Source organism: Nocardioides marmoribigeumensis (assembly GCF_031458325.1).
GTDB classification, from domain to species: Bacteria; Actinomycetota; Actinomycetes; order Propionibacteriales; family Nocardioidaceae; genus Marmoricola_A; species Marmoricola_A marmoribigeumensis.
Map to the genome: position 1 here is coordinate 2,770,697 of NZ_JAVDYG010000001.1, position 16,003 is coordinate 2,786,699.

General features: G+C 72.5%; 16 protein-coding genes. 13 read left to right on the forward strand and 3 right to left on the reverse strand.

The window, feature by feature from the left end:
- Nucleotides 1-25 precede the first annotated feature (25 nt).
- Entirely contained in the window at nt 26-1,156 is a 1,131-nt protein-coding gene (locus J2S63_RS13315; protein WP_310303034.1) for a sulfotransferase, read from the forward strand.
- Here J2S63_RS13315 and J2S63_RS13320 read toward each other — a convergent pair.
- Complete coding sequence (locus J2S63_RS13320) at nt 1,098-2,225, reverse strand: endonuclease/exonuclease/phosphatase family protein (RefSeq protein WP_310303036.1); 1,128 nt, start codon at nt 2,223-2,225, stop codon at nt 1,098-1,100. The two genes, J2S63_RS13315 and J2S63_RS13320, sit on opposite strands and share 59 nt — an antisense overlap.
- Before the next feature lie 143 nt (nt 2,226-2,368).
- Between J2S63_RS13320 and J2S63_RS13325 the strand changes: the two genes are divergently transcribed.
- From J2S63_RS13325 to J2S63_RS13370, 10 genes are all read left to right on the forward strand, one after another.
- Nucleotides 2,369-4,009 carry a LicD family protein gene (locus tag J2S63_RS13325; protein WP_310303038.1) on the forward strand — a complete coding sequence of 547 codons (1,641 nt, stop codon included), beginning with the start codon at nt 2,369-2,371 and terminating at the stop codon, nt 4,007-4,009.
- Entirely contained in the window at nt 4,000-4,245 is a 246-nt protein-coding gene (locus J2S63_RS13330) for a DUF6752 domain-containing protein (protein ID WP_310303039.1), read from the forward strand. The genes J2S63_RS13325 and J2S63_RS13330 overlap by 10 nt, the downstream gene beginning before the upstream one ends.
- 60 nt (nt 4,246-4,305) lie before the next feature.
- Nucleotides 4,306-5,622 (forward strand): hypothetical protein, encoded by a 1,317-nt coding sequence (locus tag J2S63_RS13335; protein ID WP_310303042.1) that lies wholly within the window; start codon nt 4,306-4,308, stop codon nt 5,620-5,622.
- A gap of 29 nt (nt 5,623-5,651) precedes the next feature.
- On the forward strand, nt 5,652-6,986 hold the full coding sequence (locus J2S63_RS13340) for a phospholipase D-like domain-containing protein (RefSeq protein ID WP_310303044.1): 1,335 nt from the start codon (nt 5,652-5,654) through the stop codon (nt 6,984-6,986).
- Nucleotides 6,986-7,918, forward strand: a complete 933-nt coding sequence (locus J2S63_RS13345; RefSeq protein WP_310303045.1) for a glycosyltransferase family 2 protein — start codon at nt 6,986-6,988, stop codon at nt 7,916-7,918. The genes J2S63_RS13340 and J2S63_RS13345 overlap by 1 nt, the downstream gene beginning before the upstream one ends.
- A 150-nt stretch (nt 7,919-8,068) precedes the next feature.
- Nucleotides 8,069-9,016 carry an endonuclease/exonuclease/phosphatase family protein gene (locus J2S63_RS13350; protein WP_310303047.1) on the forward strand — a complete coding sequence of 316 codons (948 nt, stop codon included), beginning with the start codon at nt 8,069-8,071 and terminating at the stop codon, nt 9,014-9,016.
- A 54-nt stretch (nt 9,017-9,070) separates the two neighbouring features.
- A complete protein-coding gene (locus J2S63_RS13355) occupies nt 9,071-10,105 on the forward strand; it encodes a hypothetical protein (RefSeq protein WP_310303050.1) in 1,035 nt (344 codons plus the stop codon).
- A 72-nt stretch (nt 10,106-10,177) separates the two neighbouring features.
- Nucleotides 10,178-11,377, forward strand: coding sequence for an acyl-CoA dehydrogenase family protein (locus tag J2S63_RS13360; RefSeq protein ID WP_310303052.1), 1,200 nt, complete (start codon nt 10,178-10,180; stop codon nt 11,375-11,377).
- A 76-nt stretch (nt 11,378-11,453) separates the two neighbouring features.
- Nucleotides 11,454-11,627 (forward strand): DUF5302 domain-containing protein, encoded by a 174-nt coding sequence (locus J2S63_RS13365; protein ID WP_310303055.1) that lies wholly within the window; start codon nt 11,454-11,456, stop codon nt 11,625-11,627.
- A gap of 6 nt (nt 11,628-11,633) precedes the next feature.
- Nucleotides 11,634-12,695 (forward strand): DUF2332 domain-containing protein, encoded by a 1,062-nt coding sequence (locus tag J2S63_RS13370; protein WP_310303057.1) that lies wholly within the window; start codon nt 11,634-11,636, stop codon nt 12,693-12,695.
- A 1-nt stretch (nt 12,696) separates the two neighbouring features.
- On the opposite strand, the gene J2S63_RS13375 is transcribed toward J2S63_RS13370, so the two are convergent.
- Both J2S63_RS13375 and J2S63_RS13380 read right to left on the reverse strand, forming a co-directional pair.
- Nucleotides 12,697-13,320 (reverse strand): hypothetical protein, encoded by a 624-nt coding sequence (locus tag J2S63_RS13375; protein WP_310303059.1) that lies wholly within the window; start codon nt 13,318-13,320, stop codon nt 12,697-12,699.
- Between the two features lie 22 nt (nt 13,321-13,342).
- Nucleotides 13,343-13,765 (reverse strand): NUDIX domain-containing protein, encoded by a 423-nt coding sequence (locus J2S63_RS13380; RefSeq protein WP_310303061.1) that lies wholly within the window; start codon nt 13,763-13,765, stop codon nt 13,343-13,345.
- A 153-nt stretch (nt 13,766-13,918) separates the two neighbouring features.
- Between J2S63_RS13380 and J2S63_RS13385 the strand changes: the two genes are divergently transcribed.
- Together J2S63_RS13385 and J2S63_RS13390 are read left to right on the forward strand one after the other, a co-directional pair.
- Nucleotides 13,919-14,584 (forward strand): DUF6758 family protein, encoded by a 666-nt coding sequence (locus J2S63_RS13385; RefSeq protein ID WP_310303063.1) that lies wholly within the window; start codon nt 13,919-13,921, stop codon nt 14,582-14,584.
- A gap of 358 nt (nt 14,585-14,942) precedes the next feature.
- The gene (locus tag J2S63_RS13390) at nt 14,943-15,989 is read left to right on the forward strand and encodes a PHP domain-containing protein (RefSeq protein ID WP_310303066.1); all 1,047 of its coding nucleotides are present in this window, start codon (nt 14,943-14,945) and stop codon (nt 15,987-15,989) included.
- Nucleotides 15,990-16,003: the final 14 nt, after the last annotated feature.

A 16,003-nucleotide genomic window follows, 5' to 3' on the forward strand; every position in this document is an offset into this window, starting at 1 on the left:
TAGTGGTCGGCGTACCCTGCCCCGGGTGAGCACACCCGCGCGGCTGACACTGCATCTCGGGCTGCCGAAGAGCGGGACGACCTACCTCCAGGGGCTGCTCGCCTCCCACCGCGAGGAGCTGCGGGCCGCCGGGGCGGTCTACCCGTTCGTCCGCCCCGAGGCGATGTTCCGGGCCGCGGTCGAGGTCCGCGAGCAGCACGACCTGTGGGGGTTCGGCCACCAGGAGGTCGACGGGACCTGGCAGGCGCTGGTCGACCGGGTCCGGGAGGTGGGCCTGCCGGGGATCATCAGCCACGAGATCCTGGCCGGCGCCTCGCCCGAGCACGCGGCCCGTGTCGCGGCCACGCTCAAGGGGTTCGAGGTGCACCTGGTCGTGACCTGTCGCGACCCGCTGCGCCAGGCCATGGCGCACTGGCAGGAGGAGGTCAAGAACGGCCGCCCGTGGTCGTACGCCGAGTTCGTCGCCGCCCTGCCGACCCCCGCGGAGTCGACCGCGGCCGAGCTCGGCTTCTGGCGCTCGCAGGACCTCGTCGACGTGCTCGACCGGTGGTCGGCCGCGGTGCCGGGCGCCACCGTGCACGTGGTGACCGCGCCCCCGGCGGGCTCACCTCCCGAGGTGCTGTGGCGTCGCTTCGCCGAGGCGGCCGCCCTGTCGCCCGACGTGCTGGACCCGCGCGAGACCGACCCGGCGTCGGGCGCCAACCGCTCCCTCGGGGCGGCCCAGGTGCGCCTGCTGCGCGAGGTCCTCGCGGTGCTCGACGGCCGCATCGGGCAGCCCGACCACGCCCACGTGGTCAAGCGCGGCTTCGCCCAGCAGACCCTGGCCGCGCGGGCGGGAGAGCCGGCCCGGCCCACGGCCGGGCTCGCCCGTCTCGTCCAGGAGCGGACGGCCGCGTGGCCCGAGGTGGTCCGCGAGCGGGGGTGGCAGGTGCACGGGGACCTCGCCGACCTCGAGGTGCACGTGCCCGAGCCCGGGCCGGACCCCGACCAGGTGCCGGCCGACACCCTCGGCACGCCGGAGGAGCTGGCGCAGGGGCTGCTCGAGGAGGTCGCCCGGCGTCACGACGAGGCGGGCCGCGACGGCCTGCTGAGCCGGGTCAGTCGCCGAGTGCGGCGAGGGCGTCAGCAGCCTCCGACACCGCGTCGGCCCCGCTGATCGTCAGCACCGCCCGCACCATCGGGTGGTCGGTGCTCCACCGCACCAGGGCCGAACGGTCGACGACGTAGCCCGACCACGGCAGCTCGGGGGTGCCCATGATCCAGTCGATCTGGATCCTGGGGGGCGGCGCGCACGACCCGCCGCCGGCCGACCCGCCGTTGGAGGCGCGCAGCAGGCCGGAGCCGACCATGGGGCAGAAGAAGTCGGCGCGGTCGTTCATGTCGCCGGTCATCACGACCGGGACGTCGGGCTCGGCCTGGCGCAGGCCGCGGACCAGCTCGATCTCGCGCTGCACGGCGACCTTGCGCCAGCGGGCGTTGTTGCCGAACTGCCGGGTGCTGGCCGGGTTGTGGACGTTGAGGACCCACAGCTCCTTGCCGTTGGCGATGCTCCGCAGCTTGATGTAGGGCATCTGGCGGGGGTGCCCGCGGAAGTACGGGATCGTCACCGTGTGCGACTCGACCAGCTCGAACATCGAGCGTCGCCACATGATGCTGTTCTCGGCGTTGCGCGCCCCCATCGAGGTGCCGGGGTAGATGGCGTAGTCGGGCAGCCGCGAGGTGAGCGCGCGGGCCTGGTCCCACTGGAGCTCCTGCAGGCCGACGATGCCGACCCCGTTGCCGCTGATCAGCCGGGCGGCGCCCGCGGCCCTGGTCACGCCGCTGGGCCGGCCCTTCTTGCCCCCGCCGCTCCCGGCGGTGTGGCTGCTGCCGAGCACGTTGAAGGAGCTCACCACGACCTGGACGGTCGGCGCGGGGGCGTTGCGGGCCCGCTCCGGCTGCTTGGTGAGCTTGAGCGGGTTGGGGAAGGCAGCCTTGGCGGAGCCGGACAGGCGCGGCATCGGGGCGCGCTTCCTGGCGGCGCGGGCCTTGGCGTCGATCGTGGTGCTCGGGGCGACGTCCTCGTGCACGCTGCCCCAGCCGCCGTCGGCCGAGTCGGACCTGGTGACCCTGGTGGTGGGAGAGGTCGTCGCGACCGCCTGGACGCCGTACGTGCCGGCGATGCCGAGCACGACGAGCAGCGAGGTGCCGATGACCCAGTCCATCGGCCGGACGTTCCACTTCACAGGCCGATGGTACGTGTTGGACAGGGGCCCCGACGACCGTTCCAGGGGGCTCGGTGGGGGTCCCGCCACGCGCCTCGGGGGTCCCGAACCGGACGCCCGCCCGACGATAGGCTGACAGCCCGACCGGAGGCAGCGGAGGAACGATGACAGGCGCGGAGCAGCACCCGCTCGCGCCCTTGCGCTCGCTCCGGGTCGACGACGAGGGCCTGCTGCTCGAGCCGGACCCCGCCGACGCCGGTCACGACGTCGCCCTCGACGTGCTCCTCGACGACCGGCGCATCTGGTCGTTCTGGACCGTCCGCGACACCCACGAGGAGGGAGCGGCGCTCCGGCTCCCGTGGCCCCCGGCCCTGGCCCGCTTCCTCGACGGACGCACGACCGTGAGCCTGGTCGACCACGTCCACCGCGCCGAGGTCGGCCGGGCCGAGGCCGTCCTGGGGTCCGGCGAGGGCCGCATCGCCGTGGTCGACAAGCAGGGGAGGCCGCTGGGCCTCGACAAGTCCCTGGTGCTCTCGCGGCTGTTCGACTCCCGCGACCCCGAGCAGGTCGCTCCGCTCCTGGACTCGATCGAGCAGGTCCTGGCCGAGCTGCGGGCGTGCGGCATCGAGGCGTTCCTGGCCTACGGCTCGCTGCTGGGCGCGGTGCGCGAGGGCGGCCTCATCGGTCACGACAACGACGCCGACCTGGGCTACGTCAGCACCTACGACCACCCCGCGGAGGCCGTGGCCGAGTCGTTCCGCCTGCAGCGCGCCCTGGTGGAGCGGGGCCTGCCGGTCACGCGCTACAGCGGCATGGGCCTCCGCGTCGACGTGTCCGAGCCCGACGGCGGCACCCGCGGCCTGGACGTCTTCGGCGGGTTCATGCGCGAGGGCAGCCTCTACCTCATGGGCGAGGTCGGGGCGCCCTTCGAGCGCGACTGGGTCTGGCCGCTGTCGGAGGTGAGGTTCGAGGGCCGCACGTTCCCGGCTCCGGCGGCGCCCGACAAGCTCCTCGAGGCGATGTACGGCCCCACCTGGCGCACGCCCGACCCGGCGTACAAGTTCACGACGCCGCAGTCGACCACCCGCCGCCTCGACGGCTGGTTCCGCGGCACGCGCGGCGGTCGCATCCTCGAGTGGGACGTCGCCAAGCCGCGCGAGCTCGCCGGCCGCACGCTGCGCCCGAGCGCCTTCGCCCGCTGGGCCGTCGGCACTCTCGAGGGGCCGTTGCGTCCCACGACCCTGCTCGACGTCGGGTGCGGTGCCGGCGTGGACGCGACCTGGACCGCGCGCGAGGGCCTGAGCACGGTCGGGGTCGACTTCAAGCCGATCCACCACCGCCACCTGGCCGCCCGCGCCGAGGCGGAGGGGCTCCCGCTGCGCTTCCACTGGACCAACCTCAACGAGGTCCGCTCGGTGATGGCCGGGGGCGCCCAGCTCGCCCGGCTGCCCGGGCCCCGGTCGGTGGTGAGCCGCCACGTCCTCGACGCGGTGGACGGCGACGGTCGCCGGGGCTTCTACCGCCTGGCCGACATGGCGACCCGGGGCGGTGGCCGCACGCTGGTGCAGGTGCGTCGGGCTCCCCGGGGTGCCGGCGAGGACCGGGTGACCCCGCCCCAGGCGGGCGGTCGTGGACGGTCCCGACCCCTCGACGTCGACGCGCTGGTCGCCGAGGTGGCCGCCCACGGCGGTCGGGTGCTGGAGCGCGTGGACCTGACCGAGACCGCGGCGGACGCCCCCGAGGGCGGCTTCCCCCGGGGCGAGGAGACGAGCGACGTGACGAGACTGGTGATGACATGGCACTGAGAGACCTGGCGCGCATGGCGAGGTCGGCCCCGCGCCTCGAGCAGCGCCTGCGCGACCTCGAGGTCGAGGTGCAGGAGTGCCGGCAGGTCAACCTGCGCCTCGCCGAGCTGATGGACGTCGTGGCCGAGCTGCTGCTGCCCGTGGCCCAGCAGGACCCGGCCCGGGTCGAGGAGCTGCTGGCTCGCTACCACGAGAGCGTCGGCGGCCCGCCGCGGCCGCCGGTCGAGGGGACGTGAGCGGGGCGTGGGCAGGACGTGCGACAGGTGAGCGACAGGTGAGCGACAGGTGAGCGACAGGTGAGCGACACAGCCCCGGCGGTCTCGGGGGGCGAGGCGACCACCGTCTCGTCGCGCTGGGACAGACCCGCACGGGTCTTCCTCCACATCGGCCTGCCCAAGACCGGCACGACCTACGTCCAGCGGGTCCTCTGGGAGAACAAGGCCCGCCTGCGCGACAACGGCGTGCTCCTGCCCGGCCGGCACCGCCGCCGCCACCTGCTGGCCTCGCTCGACGTCCGCGAGGACCCCAAGCTCCAGCGGCGCCCGGGCGACGTCAGCCACCCCTGGCAGGACCTGGTCGAGGAGATCCTCGAGTGGGACGGCGACGCCGAGGTGAGCCACGAGTTCTTCGCCGCCGCATCCACCCCGCAGGTGCAGCGCATCGTCGACAACCTGCAGGACCGCGAGCTCCACGTGGTGGTGACCGCGCGGGCGATGACCGAGCTGGGGGTCTCGCGCTGGCAGGAGGACGTCAAGAACGGCGGCACCCTCCCGGTCGACGACTACCCCGCCCGCGAGGACTACGACCCCACCGACGAGTGGGGCTGGGGCAGCTTCGACCTCGCCGACATCCTCGAGCGCTGGTCGGCGGTCGTCCCTCCCGAGCGCATCCACGTCCTGGTTGTCGCGCCGGGCTCCGGCGCGCCGGCTGAGCTGTGGCTGCGCTTCGCCGAGGTGATGGGTCTCGACGGTGACGACTACGAGATCCCCGAGGCCCCGGTCAACACCTCGCTCGGCCTGGTGGAGGTCGAGCTGCTGCGCCGGGTCAACGCCAAGCTGGAGGGCTTCTCCTCGGCGATGGCGCGGGGTCGCTGGATCCGGGGATACCTCGCAGAGGGTGATATTCTGCCGAGCCGGCGCGAGAAGTTCCGTGCGGGGGATGCGAAGCGGTCCGACCTCCAACGACGGGGGGAACGAGCGGTCCAGCTCCTGCGCGCCGGAGGGTACGACGTCCGGGGGGACCTGGAGGCGCTGCTGCCGCCGGTGGCAGACGGTCTCCGTCATCCCGACGAGGTGTCAGCCGAGGAGCTTCTCGACAGCGCGACGACCGCCATTGCCCGCTTGCTGCGGGATGTCCGGACCCTGACCCGAGAGCGAGACGAGCTCATGGGTCGTGACCTCGGGCCGGGCCCCGTGACCGGGGACTCGGACGGTCAGGCACCATCGACAACAACATCAGCAACAGCATCATCAACAGGGCACCAGGGGTCGACACAGGCGTCGGCCGCACCGGCGGAGCAGCTCGAGGGCGCCCCGTTGCGGACCAAGGTCCGGCGCAGGCTCAGGCGGCTGCGTGACAGGTTCCGAACCGAGCAGAGTGGGGCGACGACGTGACTGACCGGGCGACAACGAGCACGCCGACCATGAGGCGCCGAGGTGCGCTCCTGGTCCTGACGGTGGCGGCCGCGGTGCTGGCCGCTCTCCTCGTGGCCACGCCGGGACAGGCGGTCACGCCCGCCACCCGGCAGGTCGCGCAGCGCACGACGACCGGGTTCAAGCCCGAGGCCGGCGCGCACTTCAACAACCCCAACGGCGGGGACGCAGCGCACCGGGCGATCGAGGACGTCGTCTACCGCTCGATCCAGCACACCCACAAGGGTGACGAGATCCGGATCTCGCTGTTCTCCTTCGACCGCAAGCGGATGTCGGACGCCCTGATCCGGGCCTACCGACGCGGCGTCGCGGTGCAGCTGCTGCTCAACGGGCACCAGAACACCGCCGCGATGAAGCAGATGCGCCACGTCTTCGGCGCCAACCGGGCCCGTCGCAGCTTCATCTACCAGTGCGAGCGGGGCTGCCGCGGCGGCTCCTTCCTGCACAGCAAGTTCTACCTGTTCTCGCGCTCGGGCATCGCCAAGAACGTCGTCATGGTCGGGTCGAACAACTTCACCTACAACGCCCAGGTCCACCAGTGGAACGACCTGCTGGTGATGAACGACCGGCCCAACACCTACGACGCGTTCGAGAACGTCTTCGAGCAGATGAAGAAGGACACGCGCGCCGACCCGCTCTACCAGATCTTCAAGATCAGCTCCGGCTCGACGCTGCGGGTCTTCCCGTTCCCCAAGGCCACGGCCACCAACGACCCGATCATCCGCATCCTGAGCCAGGTGCACTGCCGGGGCGCGGCCAAGGGCTACGGCACCAACGGACGCACCCGCATCCGCATCGACCAGCACCGCATCGGCGGGGAGCGCGGCGGCTGGCTCGCGCGCCGGCTGGTCAGGCTCTGGGCCGCGGGGTGCGACATCAAGGTGATGCACGGCTCGGTCGATGCGCCGGTCAAGCGGGCCTTCCGCGCGCGCACCAAGCGGGGTCTCATCCCGGTGCGCGCCAACGGGTTCGACTACGACCGCGACGGGTTCCTCGACGTCTACACCCACCACAAGTACATGACGATCTCGGGCTACTACGGCGACAACCGCCGCACCAACATGGTGATGACGGGCTCGAGCAACTGGGCGGGCATCGGCGTCACGGGTGACGAGGTCGTCTACACCACGACCTCCACGCGCTACCGCCGTCAGTACGAGCGCAACTGGAACTACATCTGGACCCACGGCTCCCGGGCGGTGTCCTACCGGGGCGGGGCGCGCGCCGGCACCTCCTACCGCACGGCCGACGGCTCGATGGTCGACTCCGGTCTGCTCGGTGACACCGAGCCCAAGCCCGGCGGTCGCCACTGGGAGAACGACTGATGCCAGACCCGCTCCGGCGGCGTCCCCCGACGCCGCCGGGTGGGCGGCCCCGCGTGGCCGCCCTGACGATGGTGCGTGACGAGCCCGTCATGCTGCCGCGCTGGGTCGAGCACTACTCCCGCCAGTGCGGGGGAGCGGGTGCGCTGCTGGTCATCGACGACAACACCACCGACGGGTCGACCGACGACCTGGAGTGCCCGGTGCTGCGCGTCCCCCCGTTCGTGCACCGGCCCTTCGAGCCGGCCCGGATGGGGTTCGTCAGCCACGTGGCCTCGGCGCTGCTGGAGTCCTACGACGCGGTGGTCTTCTGCGACGCCGACGAGTTCCTGGTCGCCGAGCCGGAGCGCTACGACACCCTGGCCGACCTGGTCGGCGCCAAGCCGCGCACCAAGGTGTTCGGAGCGGTCGGCATGAACGTCGTGCACCATGTCGGCGCCGAGCCCGACCTCGACCCGGCCGCCCCCATCTCCGAGCAGCGGGCATTGGCGAAGTTCGTGCCGCTGATGTGCAAGCCGGCCATGAAGAAGGTCCACGGGGCCTGGACCGCCGCCTCCCACGGGCTCAAGCACACCGAGTGGGCGATCGACCCCGAGCTGTGGCTGTTCCACGCCAAGTTCGCCGACCGGGAGGCCCTGCGCATGGCCGCCGAGGGCCGCCGTGCCGCGGTGCTGCACGACAACCGTCCGCAGGAGACGAGCTGGAAGTTCACCGGCGACAAGATGGTCCGCCTGCTCGACCAGATGACCGCCCACCTGCCCGAGACCGACCCCTACGCCGCGATCCCCGAGTTCGCCCCCACGACCCACCAGCTGCGGCGGGTGGTCGTGCAGGAGGACGACGCCTGGCGGGCGCGAGGAGGGGGCCGGCAGATCCAGCGGATGCGCAAGGGCGAGCTGGTGCGCATCCCCGAACGGTTCCGCGGGACTTTCTAGTCGCCCCGGCGTGTCGCCCGGATTTTCCGGCTTTCTTCCTCCATTCTGTCCCGCCAGTCACACGCGTCCCTTACGGTCGACAGGTCCGCAGGCTCCGGAGCCCCCGCTCCCGGTCGCGGACGGTCTTGTCGTCGGATGTGGGAGGTAGCAGTGGCTGCGGCACGCGAAGTGGGGCTCGGCGCTCGGACCCGGGACGGACGGCGCAGGAGTCGTCGGCTGGTCGCCACGGCCGTCGTCGGCGCGGCTGCCTTCGCCGGCGGCCTGTCGCTGCAGGGTGCTCCGGCGGACGCCGTCGCCCCCCGTGCGGCCTCGAGCTTGCGCGACGCGACCCCCGCGACCTTCCGCGTCTCCTCGTTCAACGTGCTCGGCGCGAGCCACACCGCACCGGGCGGCAACAAGGCCCGGATGGCCTCCGGCGAGACCCGCATGCAGTGGACGACCCAGCTGCTGGCCAACAACCGCGTCGACGTGGTGGGCATGCAGGAGATGCAGCCGTCGCAGCAGGCCGCCTTCCGGCAGATCCAGGGCGACTCCTGGAACCTCTACCCGGCCGGCAGGCTCAACCGGATGGACGGGCACAACTCCATCGCCTGGCGCACCGACACGTGGGAGCTGGTCGAGGCCAACACCATCGCCATCCCGTACTTCCACGGGGTCAAGGTGCAGATGCCCTACATCCTGCTGCGCAACATCGCCTCGAACCGCCTGGTGTGGTTCGCCAACTTCCACAACCCGGCCAACACCAAGTTCGCCGGCATCAACCTCCAGTGGCGCGCGCAGGCGCGGATCATCGAGGTGGGGCTGGCCAACAAGCTCTGGGAGACGGGCGTGCCGCTGATCTACACCGGCGACATGAACGAGACCACGCCGTACTTCTGCGCGCTCACCACCGGCTCGCCGATGAAGAGCGCCAGCGGCGGCTCGTGGGGCACCAGCACGTGCTCGCCGCCGCCTCGCCTGAAGATCGACTGGATCTTCGGCTCCCACGACGTGCGCTTCGCGAACTACCGGGTCAATGACGGTACGTTGGTCGACAAGGCATCGGACCACCCGATGATCCTCGCCGACGTGACCGTCTCCAGCCGTCCGCGCTCCTGACCAGCGGCCCGCAGGGACGGGCCGCCGCGACAGGAGCACGGAAGGAGCACGGCTGTGGCCCACACCGTCGTGCTGCACATCGGGGCGATGAAGTCGGGCACCAGCACGATCCAGCACCAGCTCCAGCACCACCCCGAGGTCCTCGCGGCCCAGGGCTTCCGGTTCCCGGGGCACCGGTGGCGCCAGCAGATCCTGGGTGTGCTCGACGTCCTCGACCAGACCCGCGACGGGCAGGTCGTCCCCGGCTCGGAGGGCGCGTGGCAGCGGCTGCTCGACGAGCTCGCGGCCTTCGAGGGCACCGGCGTGATCTCGATGGAGTTCCTCGGCCCCACCCCGCCCGACTACATCGCCACGGTGGTCGACTCGCTGGCCCCCGCGCGGGTGCAGGTGGTGATGACCGCCCGCGACCTCGGTCGCAACGTGCCGGCGATGTGGCAGGAGGGCCTGAAGAACCGCGCCACCTGGACCTGGCCGGAGTACCTCGCCGACATCGCGACCACCGAGAAGCCGCGGGCGGGGCACGCCCGGCGCTTCTGGCGGCAGATGAACTACCCCTTCATCGTCGAGAAGTGGCTGCAGGTGGTCGGGCGCGACGCCTTCACGCTGGTCACCGTGCCGCACCCGGGCGCGGGTCCCGGTGTGCTGTGGGACCGCTTCTGCTCCGTCGTCGGGCTGAAGGCCCACGACTTCCCCCCGGTCGAGGTGCAGAACGTCTCCCTGAGCGCGGCCTCGGCCCAGGTGCTGCGGGCGCTCAACGAGACCCTGCCCCAGGACCTCCCGCTCGTCCACTACCAGAAGGTGGTCAAGCACCTGCTCGCCAAGCAGGGCATGCCCGCCCCCACCGGTCCCGCCGACCGGATCGGGTTCTCCGCCGAGTGGGTCGAGGCCCGGGCGGCCCGGCAGATCGCCCGGCTCCGGGCCCTGGACGTGCCGGTCGTCGGCGACCTCGAGGAGCTGCGCCCGGTGGCGCAGGCCGGGATCGACCCCACCACCTGCCCGCCCGAGGAGGTCCTCCGGGCCGCGGTCCACTCGCTGGCTCACCTCGTCGGCGTGTGGCCCACCGCACAGGCGCTGTTAGGTAGTCCATAGCGCTCTCCGTGGTCGTGCGGAGCCCCCGTCACTAGGCTGGTGACTTCCTGTCGTACGACCGAAAGGACCGCCATGGGTCGCCTCGCGCAGACCGAGGGTCTCACCGACATCCAGCAGGAGATCCTGTCGACCGTCCGCGACTTCGTGGACAAGAAGATCATCCCGGTCGCCCAGGAGCTGGAGCACGCCGACGAGTACCCCGAGGAGATCGTCGAGGGCCTCAAGGAGCTCGGCATCTTCGGCCTCATGATCCCCGAGGAGTACGACGGCCTGGGCGAGTCGCTGCTGACCTACGCCCTCGTGGTCGAGGAGATCGCGCGCGGGTGGATGAGCGTCTCCGGCGTGATCAACACCCACTTCATCGTGGCCTACATGCTGATGCGCCACGGCACCGAGGAGCAGAAGAAGAAGTACCTCCCCAAGATGGCGACGGGCGAGGTGCGCGGTGCGTTCTCGATGTCCGAGCCGGGGCTGGGCTCCGACGTCTCGGCGGTGAAGACCAAGGCCACCAGGCTCGACGACGGGTCCTACGAGGTCACCGGCCAGAAGATGTGGCTGACCAACGGCGGCACCTCCACGCTGGTGGCGACGCTGGTGAAGACCGACGAGGGCGCCGACTCGGTCTACAAGAACATGACCACGTTCCTCGTCGAGAAGGAGCCGGGCTTCGGCGAGACCGCCCAGGGCGTCACGGTGCCCGGCAAGCTCCACAAGATGGGCTACAAGGGCGTCGAGACCACTGAGCTCATCCTCGACAAGCACAAGATCTCCGCCGACCAGATCCTCGGCGGTGAGCCCGGCAAGGGCTTCTTCCAGATGATGGACGGCGTCGAGGTCGGCCGGGTCAACGTGGCGGCCCGGGCCTGCGGCATCGCGCTGCGCGCCTTCGAGCTCGCCATCGACTACGCCCAGCAGCGCGAGACCTTCGGCAAGAAGATCGCCGACCACCAGGCCGTGCTCTTCCGCCTCGCGGAGATGGCGACCAAGGTCGAGGCCGCCCACACGATGATGGTCAAGGCCGCCCGCCTCAAGGACTCCGGCAAGCGGATGGACGTCGAGGCCGGCATGGCCAAGATGCTCGCCTCGGAGTACTGCAACGAGGTCGTCGAGGCGTCGTTCCGCATCCACGGCGGCTACGGCTACTCCAAGGAGTACGAGATCGAGCGCCTCTACCGCGAGTCGGCGTTCATGCTGATCGGCGAGGGCACCTCCGACATCCAGAAGATGATCATCGGCCGCAACCTGCTCAAGGACTACGCGCTCAAGGGCTGAGGCCCGCGCCTTGCGAGGGGCCCCGCTGACGCGATCTGCGTCGACGGGGCCCCTCGTGGCATGTCACGGTGGGGACATGACGGACAAGGACGAGATCATGGCCAAGATGCGTGCGGCCCTGGACAAGAAGAAGCCGAACGACTCCGGGGTCGACGAGCACGGTCATCCGCACGAGCAGGCGCACCGCACCCAGGGTCCGCAGGGCGGCCCGCAGCAGCACCGGCGCAAGGCCGGCGGCGGCGGCTCCTGACCACGGGTGGGGCTCTCGGAGAGGTTCGCGGCGCAGGCGGAGGCGTGTGCCGCGCTCGGGTCGCCGCTGTACGCCGACCTGCTGCGTGGGCTCGTCCCTGACCTCGAGGACCCGGGCAGCGCGCTGAGGCTCGTGCTGCACGGGCACGAGGACGCACCGACGGACGCGGCGCTCGCCCTGCGGGTGCTCGGCTCGGTGCACCGGCTCGTGCTCGAGCGCCGCGCCGGACCGCTGGCCGCGTTCTACCCGTCGGTCGGCGGCACGTGGGACCCCGCGGGCGGTGTCGCCGCGTTCCGCGAGGTGCTCGCCGAGCAGCCGGCAGAGGTCGCCTCGTGGCTCGACCGGGCGCCCCAGACCAACGAGGTCGGGCGGTCCTCGGCCCTGTGGGCGGCGCTGTGCGTGAACGCCGCCGAGGAGCAGGCGGCCGGCGGCACCCTCCCCGTGCGCCTGCTCGAGCTCGGCTCCTCGGCCGGGCTCAACCTCAACGCCGACCGCTTCGCCCACGTCGGCGCCGACGGCGAGGTGCGCGGGGAGCCCGCGAGCGTCGTACGCCTGCAGCCTGCGTGGGTCGGAGCGGCGCCGCCCGACGTGGCGCCACGGGTCGTGGAGCGCCTGGGCTGTGACCTGCATCCGGTGGACGTCTCGACGACCGAGGGTCGGCTCTCGCTCACGGCCTACGTCTGGCCGGACCAGGTGGCACGGTTCGAGCGGCTGCGCGCGGCGCTGGCGATCGCGGCGGAGCACCCACCGGCCGTGGTCACGTCCTCGGCAGCGGACTTCGTCGACGGGGTGGAGACCGCGGAGGGCACCACCACGGTGCTGTGGCACTCGGTGATGTGGCAGTACCTCGACGCGGCCGAGCAGGAGCACGTCCTGGCCCGGCTCGAGGAGCTGGGCGCGACGGCCACGCACACGCGGCGGCTCGTGCACGTCGGGGCCGAGCCCGGCCGCCGCTCGCCCGACGCCGAGATCGAGTTCCTCCTGCGCGTGCGCGCCTGGCCGGGCGGTCAGGAGCGCGTGCTCGGCACGCTCCAGGCGCACGGCCCGCCGTTGCGGCTCGAGGTGTGACTCAGTCGGACCACTGCCAGGAGTCCAGCATCGACTGGACCTCCTCGGCCTCGGACTCCTCGTCGGTCTGAGGGCCGTAGGAGAACGTCACGAGGTACCACGTCCTGCCGTGCTTGGCGAAGTACTGCGAGGTGCGCACCTTGAGGTGACCGACCTTGAGTCGCGCCGTGGCGTGGTAGGCGACCTCGCCGTCGAGCTCACCGGGCTCCTGGACCTCGACCCGCCGGCCGACCAGCCGCAGCTCGCGAGCGAGGATGCGCTCGGCCTTCTGCTGCGACTTGATGCGGCGCTTGTCGCTGACGATCACGTTGACGTTGTCGGCGAAACCGCCGGTCACGGCGGTGTCGCCGGCCGATGCGTCGACCTGGTGGTAGCGCTGCTGGACCTCGTCGGTGGTCTCCTCCCACCCGGGCGGGGTGGTGAGGGAGTAGCCCGTGCCCTGGACGTCGAGGCCGTCGGTGGGGTTGCCCGCAGGGAGGGCCTGCTCGGTCGGGCTGGGGGTCGTCGAGGGCTCGGCCGAGGTCGACCCGAGGACGCCGCATCCGCTCAGCACAAGGGCGGAGAGCACGAAGGGCAGCGCCGCGGAGGTCGCGCGCCGAGCAGGGGTCCGTGGGCGCGCGGTCATGGGCCCACGGTAGTCGCGCGGGTCAGCCCGACGGCGGCAGGACACCCCACTCGCGCAGGGTTGCGGCGAGACCCTCGGTCAGGTCCAGCTCCTCGACCCGGTGGGCCGGGAACCAGCCGACGTCGGCGGCGTCGCTGCCGGCGCGCAGGGCGTGGGGGTCGGTGCCGGGCTCGACGCGGGCGTAGTAGTCCTCGATCTCGTAGGTGCCGCCGTCGGGTGCCGGTCGCTCGACGTAACCGGCGACGCCCGTGACGACCACCCGGACGCCGGTCTCCTCGAACACCTCGCGCACGACCGCGTCCTGGCTGGTCTCGCCGGGCTCGACCCGGCCCCCGGGCACGGACCAGCGACCACGCTCGGGCTCCTGCCCGCGACGGACCAGCAGCAGGCGGTCGCGGTCGTCGCGGACGACCCCGCCGGCGCACCGGGTGCGCATGGCCTCCATGGTGCCAACCTAGGACGGCCGGGACCACCCCGGAGGGGCGAGGGCGGCCAACCACCCGAGTGGGCCACGCTCCCGGGGCCCACGCGAGCGGCCTGCCTGGCCCGGCGGGCCCGGGTGGTTGACGCGGCGCCGCCGGCCGTGGACCGTCTCAGCATGAGGCTCCATGCCGTGTGCGCCCGCTGCGGTGCCGCGCTCACCGCCGCCTCCGGAGGGACCGGCCACGGCGCGACCGGCGGCGGCGGGCGGTGGGCCTGCCCGCTGCACGGGGAGGTCCAGCCGTGCTGGCGGGCGATCGAGGCGAGCTACGAGGCGTTCGCCGAGCACCTCGTCCTGTCCAGGGGGTTGCCCACGTGGATCCCGTGGCCCCTCCCGCCGGGATGGGCGGTGGCCGACTTCGGCTGCGTCGGCGGGGAGGGCGAGCCTGCGCGGGCCACCTTCGCGACCTGCCACGGACTGACCCCCGAGGACGGTGGGGTCTCGCTCGTGGTGGTCACCGAGGAGCCGGGCGTCGGGCTGGGGGCGCACCTGGCCGACGTACCCCACAGCGACCCGGGGCGCGCGGCGTGGGACCAGCCGCCCGCCCTGCGGCTGCGCCTGGACGGCGCCTCCGTGCCGCTGTGGCCGGTCCCGCAGACCCTCGTCCAGGGCGACGACGACCGCACCGTCCTCGCCGGGGAGGCCCAGGGACGCTGGCTGTGGGTGGTGGTCAAGCCGGCCGAGGCCGTGCTCGGCCTGGTCGACCGGGCCTCGCTCGGCGACGCCTCCGGGCTGGGGCCCGAGCTGGTCGCGGTGACCTTCGGGTCGCCGGCGGAGGACTGAGCCCGATCCCGGCCCCGGCCCAGGTCCGTGGGGACAAACAGGGCCCCGGGAACCTCGGCCCGACGCACTCACCTTCCCCGTGTGAGTGCCGGTCCGAGGCCCCGGGGCCTCGTTGCGTCCGAACCTAGGTGGGCCCGATCGGGCCGGTCAACGACTCCCGGCGAATGGTTCTCCACCCCTGTGGAGAACTCTGTGGAGAGCTTGTGGAGCGGGTCGGCCGGCCTGTGGAACACACCGGCCCTGCCTGGGTACGACGCTGTGGAACCCGCGGCCTCCCACGTGCCGACGGGCGCCGCTGACCTGCGACGATGCCGGTGCACAGGGTGTGCAGGAGAAGTTCTCACGCCGAGGAGGACAGGTGGACCAGACCAGTGGCGCACCGAGCCCGGTCACCGCGCTGCGCCGGATCTCGTTCCTGCTCGAGCGGCGGCTGGCCGACACCTACAAGGTCCGGGCGTTCCGGGGGGCCGTCGCCACCGTGCTGACCCTGGCCCCCGACGAGCTCGACCGGCGGTGCGCCGAGGGCACGCTGCAGGAGCTCCCCGGCATCGGCAGGGCGACCGCCGGTGTCATCTCGGAGGCGCACGCCGGCCGCGTGCCGGCGTACCTCGCGGAGCTGGAGGAGACCGCAGGGCCGCTGGTCGAGGGCGGTGACGCGCTGCGCCCGCTCCTGCGCGGCGACCTGCACAGCCACTCCGACTGGTCCGACGGCGGCTCGCCGATCGAGGAGATGGTGATGACCGCGGTCGAGGTCGGCCGGGAGTACCAGGCACTGACCGACCACTCGCCCCGCCTCAAGGTCGCGCGCGGCCTGTCCGTCGCGCGCCTGACGCGGCAGCTGGAGGTGGTCGACGGCATCAACTCCCACCTGGCAGGCACGTTCCGGCTGCTCAAGGGGATCGAGGTGGACATCCTCGACGACGGCGGCCTCGACCAGACCGAGGAGATGCTCGGCCGGCTCGACGTCGTCGTCGCCAGCGTGCACTCCAAGCTGCGCATGAAGTCCCGGCCGATGACCCGCCGGATGGTCGCCGCGGTCGAGAACCCCTACGTCGACGTGCTGGGCCACTGCACCGGACGACTGGTCAAGGGCGGTCGCGGCACGAGGCCGCAGAGCGAGTTCGACGCCGCCGCGGTCTTCGCCGCCTGCGCCGAGCACGGGGTCGCGGTGGAGATCAACAGCCGACCCGAGCGCCAGGACCCGCCCGACGACCTCATCGCCCAGGCGCTCGAGGCGGGGTGCCTGTTCAGCATCGACACCGACGCCCACGCCCCCGGCCAGCTCGACTTCCTGCAGTACGGCGCGGCGCGGGCCGAGGCGGCCGGCGTCCCGGCCGAGCGCGTCGTCACCACGTGGCCGCTCGAGCGGCTCCTCGAGTGGACCGGGCGGCGTCGGCCCTCCTGAGGCGTGTCCGGGCG

Coding starts and splice junctions, on each gene's coding strand:
- J2S63_RS13340 (WP_310303044.1), top strand. CDS start 5,652: ATGAGGCGCCGAGGTGCGCTCCTGGTCCTGACGGTGGCGGCCGCGGTG.
- J2S63_RS13325 (WP_310303038.1), top strand. CDS start 2,369: ATGACAGGCGCGGAGCAGCACCCGCTCGCGCCCTTGCGCTCGCTCCGG.
- J2S63_RS13330 (WP_310303039.1), top strand. CDS start 4,000: ATGGCACTGAGAGACCTGGCGCGCATGGCGAGGTCGGCCCCGCGCCTC.
- J2S63_RS13345 (WP_310303045.1), top strand. CDS start 6,986: ATGCCAGACCCGCTCCGGCGGCGTCCCCCGACGCCGCCGGGTGGGCGG.
- J2S63_RS13385 (WP_310303063.1), top strand. CDS start 13,919: ATGAGGCTCCATGCCGTGTGCGCCCGCTGCGGTGCCGCGCTCACCGCC.
- J2S63_RS13375 (WP_310303059.1), bottom strand. CDS start 13,320: ATGACCGCGCGCCCACGGACCCCTGCTCGGCGCGCGACCTCCGCGGCG.
- J2S63_RS13365 (WP_310303055.1), top strand. CDS start 11,454: ATGACGGACAAGGACGAGATCATGGCCAAGATGCGTGCGGCCCTGGAC.
- J2S63_RS13380 (WP_310303061.1), bottom strand. CDS start 13,765: ATGGAGGCCATGCGCACCCGGTGCGCCGGCGGGGTCGTCCGCGACGAC.
- J2S63_RS13360 (WP_310303052.1), top strand. CDS start 10,178: ATGGGTCGCCTCGCGCAGACCGAGGGTCTCACCGACATCCAGCAGGAG.